The organism is Desulfitobacterium sp. (genome assembly GCF_982384815.1).
Genome location: NZ_CEVWNY010000147.1, coordinates 1 through 6,484, shown reverse-complemented (window position 1 = coordinate 6,484; position 6,484 = coordinate 1). Strand labels below are relative to the sequence as shown.

The 6,484-nt window shown below is 47.2% G+C and carries 7 protein-coding genes; all 7 read left to right on the top strand.

Translation table 11 applies throughout. The features are described 5' to 3' along the window. On the top strand, positions 1-225 hold a 225-nt coding region (locus AC1U9U_RS15010), incomplete at its 5' end, for an NADH-quinone oxidoreductase subunit D-related protein (protein WP_479961360.1). 13 nt (positions 226-238) lie between these two features. Continuing rightward, on the top strand, positions 239-730 hold the full coding sequence (locus AC1U9U_RS15005) for an NADH-quinone oxidoreductase subunit B family protein (protein WP_479961359.1): 492 nt from the start codon (positions 239-241) through the stop codon (positions 728-730). 280 nt (positions 731-1,010) lie between these two features. Further along, a complete protein-coding gene (locus AC1U9U_RS15000; RefSeq protein WP_479961358.1) occupies positions 1,011-1,292 on the top strand; it encodes a YabP/YqfC family sporulation protein in 282 nt (93 codons plus the stop codon). After that, positions 1,289-2,497: a sporulation protein YqfD gene (gene yqfD / locus AC1U9U_RS14995; protein WP_479961357.1), complete on the top strand. Its 1,209-nt coding sequence runs from the start codon at positions 1,289-1,291 to the stop codon at positions 2,495-2,497. The genes AC1U9U_RS15000 and yqfD overlap by 4 nt, the downstream gene beginning before the upstream one ends. Before the next feature lie 42 nt (positions 2,498-2,539). Next, complete coding sequence (locus AC1U9U_RS14990) at positions 2,540-3,511, top strand: PhoH family protein (RefSeq protein WP_479961356.1); 972 nt, start codon at positions 2,540-2,542, stop codon at positions 3,509-3,511. A 13-nt stretch (positions 3,512-3,524) separates the two neighbouring features. Beyond that, complete coding sequence (locus AC1U9U_RS14985) at positions 3,525-5,801, top strand: HD family phosphohydrolase (RefSeq protein WP_479961361.1); 2,277 nt, start codon at positions 3,525-3,527, stop codon at positions 5,799-5,801. Positions 5,802-5,848: 47 nt separating this feature from the next. Continuing rightward, positions 5,849-6,322 carry an rRNA maturation RNase YbeY gene (gene ybeY / locus AC1U9U_RS14980; protein WP_479961355.1) on the top strand — a complete coding sequence of 158 codons (474 nt, stop codon included), beginning with the start codon at positions 5,849-5,851 and terminating at the stop codon, positions 6,320-6,322. The last annotated feature ends 162 nt before the right edge of the window (positions 6,323-6,484 follow it).

Genomic DNA, 6,484 nt, shown 5'->3' with positions numbered 1-6,484 from the left:
TGCCAAACCTATTCGTTTGCTTGGGGCTGCGCAGAATCACCAAGAGGAACGGATGTAATCTGGTTGATGCTCGATGCCAAAGAGAGGATATATCGGTGTCGGATTCGTTCGGCTGCCTATGCCAATTGGCCGGCTGTTCCTTTGGCAGTGTTAGGAAATATTGTTCCGGATTTTCCTTTAATCAATAAGAGCTTTGAACTTTGCTATAGCTGTTGTGATCGATAGGGGGCGAAAAGATATGTGGAATTTACTCAAACGCAGCTTGAAAAAAGGTCGCCTCAGTGAAAAAAGTCTTTACCAAGAGGCCCCCCATCTACATTCCTTCAAGCAATCCTGGCATATCCGGCATCTGGATTGCGGCTCTTGCAACGGTTGTGATTGGGAAATGAATGCCCTTCTAAATCCGATCTATGATTTACAGCGGTTTGGTTTTGATTTCGTAGCTTCCCCTCGCCATGCGGATATCCTTATGTGTACGGGAGCTATGTCCACGCATTTGATTCAGGCTGCCGAGGCGACCAACGAGGCGACTCCGAAGCCAAAGTGTATAATTGCAGTGGGGGATTGTGCGATTAATGGGGGAGTGTTTCAGGGGGCCTATGGGGCCAAGGTTGGCATAGATCCCACCTTAGCGGTGGAAATTAGAATCCCTGGCTGTCCTCCTTCTCCGGAGGAGCTGCTGAAAGTATTGCTTTCCCTAACCGAAAAGGATCGTAATAAATTAGATTAAAACGTGGCTGCAATGCCACTACACTCCGGAGCGCCGGTGCTACTCTCTCGGCCGCTCTACTGCCGCATCCGAAACCTCTGGGCATTCCAGAATGTGAACCTGCGTTGCGGCGGACGTTTCGCTGGCTCTCGTTCGTTAGCGCACCTCTGCTAGTCATTCCGTTTGCGCTTGCAGTCACGTCTGTTTTTCATTAAAAAACTTATCGGTACTTTGTCCTTTAAGCTTGGACTATTTAGCCTCCTTCCTTCATAAACATGGTTTAGAAGGGAGGAGGCTTTGTATGTTGGATAAACTCACTAAAAATGTCGGGGAAGTACTGGATTTCCCTCCGGATGTAGCGGGTAATGGACCGAGAATTACCGTCACAGGCCGACAAGAGGTTCTTTTGGAAAATTATCTAGAAATCATCGAGTTCACTGCAGAAGAGATTCTTTTAAATACAACTGAAGGTCCATTAGCTATCACGGGTAAGAGTTTGGTTCTGAAGACGGTTTTAGCTACCGAGCTGCGCATTGAAGGGCAAATTATTTCCTTATCCTACGGAGGAGGGGACTCCAAATGATCGGGAAACTCAGAGAGTTTTTGCAGGGCCGGTTGCTTTTTGAGGCCCGTGGCAATCAACTGGCCCGTTTTATGAACGAGAGCATACGCCAGGGGATTGTATTTTTTAAGACTCAAAGGTCGGAAAAAGGAATGAAAGCCCAAATTCGCATTCAGGACTTTGCGCGCTTAAGGCGACCGGCCCGTCTTACTCATACTCGGATCAGAATTGTGGCGAAATACGGTTGGCCTTTTGTAGCCGCACGCTGGTGGCGGCGTAAAACCCTTCTGGCCGGGATATTAGCGATCGGGATTTCCCTTGCTCTTTTATCCCAAATGATCTTATCCATATCAGTATCCGGCAATACCACCATCTCCAGTCAGGAGATCTTCGATAGCGCGGAGAAATATGGTTTAAAGACTTGGGTTAGACAGGATTCCGTGGATTTGACCAAAGTATCCAAGGCACTGGTGGAAGAATTCCCGGATGCGGCTTGGGTTGGGATCAGCCGCCGGGGAACACGAGTGGAGATAAAAGTAGTACAAAAAATTCGTCCTCAAGTACCCGGTGAGGCAGGGAATCTTGTTGCCGCTAAAGCAGGGCTCGTGGAGGAAGTCATGGTTATTCAAGGGACACCCTTAGTCCACAAAGGTGAGATTGTTAAACAGGGCCAGGTTTTGATTGAGGCACCGGAAAAGATTGAGAATTCCAGTGCCAAACCTCGTACCGACGGCAAACTACAACAAAAAGACTTTATTCCGGAAACGGTACCTGCTGCTAAAGGCTTCGTTCGGGGTCGGGTTTGGTATAGTGCCGAGGTTCTCGTTCCTTATTATGAAGAACGGATTGAAGAGACCGGAAAAGCCGCCAAGGGATGGGGTATAAAATTCGGTGAACGAGTCATAATGGTAACAACACCGGAATCACCTTTTGCACTGGTCAAAGAGGAAGTTAACTATCAAGGGATATCTTTATGGAGGAATTGGCGTCTCCCTGTCGAAATACTATCTGTTAACTATAAAGAATTACACAAGGTTCAGATTGAACGAAGTGGCGTTGAAGCACGCCTTGCTGCTGAAGAACTTGCCCGAACCGAAGTTAGGCAGAAGATTTCTCCGGGGGCCAATGCTTTCGAGGAAAAGGTTCGCGTTTTAGAAAGCAGTGAAGGTGAGCGAGTACGCATTGAGGTAGAGTCATACGAGGATTTAGCGGTCTATCCGGAATAGTTGTAAGAATCTAAGGAGTTTCTAGCACCAGGGGGCGTAGAATTGTCAAAAGAATCTAAGGTGTATTTGCAAAATGCGGCCGAAGCCATGAATTTATTGGGACCTGAGGATGCTCATTTGAAAATTCTCGAGAAGGACCTGGGAACACGTCTTGTGGTCCGTGGAGAGGAAATGACCATCACCGGTAGCGCTGACGAAGTTGAACGGACGGAAGCCGTGGTCAAGGAATTGTTGGAAATGGTTCGTCAGGGTCATCATTTGACACCGGCAGGGGTAACTTATGTCATATCCCAAGTGGAAGAAGGACAAGGAAAGGGGATGGCCAATGCTCTTGCCAAGGTGATTGCCACTACTCAACGAGGACGCCCGATTAAAGCGAAGACCTTAGGTCAAGCTAAGTATCTTGAAGCCTTGGAGAATCATTCCATTGTCTTTGGCATTGGTCCGGCCGGTACTGGAAAGACCTATCTGGCAGTAGTTATGGCTGTATTGGCTTTACGTGCTAAAGAGATTAACCGGATTGTCCTGACCCGACCGGCGGTGGAGGCCGGGGAAAAGCTAGGCTTTCTCCCGGGGGATTTGCAAGAAAAAGTAGATCCCTATTTGCGGCCTCTTTATGATGCTCTTTACGATTTATTAGGTCCTGAGACGACTCAACGTTATGTAGAAAAGGGGACCATTGAAATCGCCCCCTTAGCCTATATGCGGGGGCGCACCTTGGATGATTCCTTTATGATTCTTGATGAGGCGCAAAATACTACCCCAGAACAAATGAAGATGTTCCTAACCCGGTTAGGGTATGGCTCCCATGCCGTTGTTACTGGGGATGTGACTCAGGTGGATTTACCTCGTGGTCATTATTCCGGGTTAATAGAAGTTCAAAATATCCTCAAGGGAATACCCGATATTTCCTTTCATTATTTCACAGCTGCCGATGTAGTACGCAATCCTCTCGTTCAAAAGATCATTCAAGCCTATGAAAAGGCCGAAGAAAAACCGAAACCAGGTCGGTGAAAGAAGGATGCGTTTGAATATTCGGAGGTTAAAAGCCTTTAATTTTTTTTCGAAAATCAACACCACCTGGCGGCAAATCATTGCCGCAGTGGTGTGTTTTCTGCTGTTTACCGGTATTCTATCCTCGGGACTTTTTATTTCCAAGTTGAACCTGGAGTTGGGAGACCCTAGTCCTCAGCTTGTTACGGCTCCTTATGAAAAAAGCATCGAGGATTTAGAGAAGTATGATGCTGACCTGGAAGCGGCAGCAAAGGCAGTAAAACCGGTTTTTAAACCGGATGAGGACTATCTGTCGAGTATCGCCAAAGATTTGAGCACTGCCTTTAATGCTTTGGAAGAGGCACTAACCAGCCAGGAGGATCAAGGGGTTCTTCTGAAAAATCTCCGTAAGACCGCCCCTTTTGATACCCTATCCGAGGGTGTGCTTATAGGGCTATTAAATTCTTCCCCGGGGCTTCTAGAAGAAAAAGCACAAAGGGCGACAGAAATTATCTTTGGTAATGCCCGCAATGCTGAGTCGGGAGCACGCAGTAAGGAAGAAATCCCTGCCCTGCGGGAAAAAGTGAAGCATGACATTGACGATGCGCCTTTTCCGGATGAGTTTAAGCTTTTTCTCAGTGAGTTTGTTAATGTGAAAGTCACTCAACCTACCTTAATTGAGGATGTGAAGGCTACAGAGAGCCTAAGGCAGGATGCACGGGCCGCTGTGCGGGTGGAAGTGCATCGCTATAAGGATAAGCAAAAGATCATCGGGCCAGGGGAAATTGTCGATGAGAAAATCATGCAAGTACTTGCCGCCTATGGACTAGTGGAGAATCGCTCGCCTTGGCGTGCTGTGTCCGGAATTGCCTTAACTGTGATTGCCAGTATGCTCGTGCTGATTTTTTATACCTATCAGTATCGGAAAAATGTTCCCGATATCTTCAAGAAGCTGGTGCTTATCGGTTTAATGATGTTTTTGGTTCTTGCTATGGGCAAGGGGATTATCGCCTTAAATCTTGGCAAAGCGGAGTACAATGCCATGACCGGGATCTTGATTCCGGTAGCCTGGGCGACAATGACTATTGCGATCTTAGTAGATGTGGAAATTGCCTACCTTTCTGCAGCCATCTTAGCCGTTTTTGTAGGTATTCTTGCGGATCCGACTATTTCCACACCCACGGGCTGGCAGGTTTCTCTGATTGCTTTATTCGGCGGTTTTGTAGGTGTTCATAGTGTTTCCTTATTAAGCCAGCGGGTAGATTTGGCCCGGGCAGGTATTTATGTTGCTGCGATGAATGTTATAACTGCAAGCGGAATTGCTTTGATTTCCGGAATGCACCAAATCACCTGGTTGGTTAGCATTGGTCTGGGAATTATCAACGGGATTTTTGCTTCGGTGCTGGCCGTGGGAACCCTCCATTGGATTGAGACCGGGTTTGGTATTACCTCGGCGGTTCGCCTGCTGGAACTTTCCAATCCCAATCGCCCTCTATTAAAAAGGCTTTTAATGGAGGCGCCGGGAACCTACCACCATAGTATTTTAGTGGGAAATCTTGCGGAAGCTGCCGCGGAGGAGGTTCAGGCCAATGCCATTCTCGTACGGGTGGGAGCTATGTACCATGATATCGGTAAGTTAAAGCGTCCCTACTTCTTTATTGAAAATCAGTTTGCCCAAGACAATCCTCACGATAAAATTGCTCCCACTTTGAGTGCCTTAATTATCACTTCTCATATCAAAGATGGTTTGGAGATGGCTAAGGAGGAAAAACTACCTCAGGTTCTCCAAGATATTATTGCTCAACATCATGGGGATAGTGTAGTTAGTTTCTTCTACCATAAAGCCATGGAAGATAATGCCGATGTACCGGAAGAGGCTTTTCATTATGAGGGCCCTAAACCCCAAACAAAAGAAGCTGCTTTGGTACTCCTGGCCGACAGTGTGGAGGCCGCAGTGCGGGCCATGAAGCAGCCTACTCCGGGACGGATTGAAGGATTAGTTCGTAAGATTATTAAGGACAAGCTTAATGATGATCAGTTAAGTCAGTGTAATTTAACCTTCCAGGACTTGGATAAGATTGCCACCGCCTTTGTTCGCATTCTCAGCGGAATTTTCCATAGCCGGGTTGAATATCCGGATATGCAGCAAAAACAGGGACAAGGTACGGAAAAGAGCCCTGAACCGAGTTCCGGAGCCGATAAGTCGAGGGACACAGAGGGGGAAGCAATATCTAATCAAGCTGAACCGGCGGCTTTAAATGAAAGCACAAAAGAAGCGGAAACTGGCAAGACTGAATACGGTGTTAAATAGTTGGTTATAGGAAGGGGGTGAGGAGTCGCATTAGGCGGCTCCGCACCATGTTTTTAGATATTAATTGGGAAGAAGAAACGATTCCGGAATCGGAGCAGGAAGAGCTGGGGGGTTTATTACACCAAGGGATCAAAAAAGCAATATGTTTATCCGGCGGTGCAGAGGAGGCAGAAGTCAGTCTTACCCTGGTGAATGATGCCAGAATTCATGAATTGAATCGGGATTATCGGGGAGTAGACCGGCCAACGGATGTTTTGTCATTTGCCCTGCAGGAGGAAACTGAAGATGAGCCGGATATCCTGGATTACGAGGATGATCTGCTCGGTGATATTATTATTTCTGTGGAGCGGGCCAGAGCTCAGGCCTTGGAATATGGACATTCCTTTGAGCGGGAGCTGGTTTACTTGGCAGTCCATGGCACTCTTCATCTACTCGGTTTTGACCATATGGAAGAAGCTGAAAAGGTAGAAATGCGCCAACAAGAGGAGGCTGTAATGAGCCAAATCGGTCTTCTGCGTTAAAAGCTTCTTAACCTCCTTACACGCAGAACTTCGGGGCTGGTATCACTTGCTTTTATGTCGATCCCCGGATGTGGTTCGTTCTTTTAGAGGAATAGTTCAATCATTTTCTTAATAAAGGAAGATAAGTATGAGCCCACACAAGGGAAGTTCGGAATGGCGAAG

Coding starts and splice junctions, on each gene's coding strand:
- AC1U9U_RS15000 (WP_479961358.1), top strand. CDS start 1,011: ATGTTGGATAAACTCACTAAAAATGTCGGGGAAGTACTGGATTTCCCT.
- AC1U9U_RS15005 (WP_479961359.1), top strand. CDS start 239: ATGTGGAATTTACTCAAACGCAGCTTGAAAAAAGGTCGCCTCAGTGAA.
- ybeY (WP_479961355.1), top strand. CDS start 5,849: ATGTTTTTAGATATTAATTGGGAAGAAGAAACGATTCCGGAATCGGAG.
- yqfD (WP_479961357.1), top strand. CDS start 1,289: ATGATCGGGAAACTCAGAGAGTTTTTGCAGGGCCGGTTGCTTTTTGAG.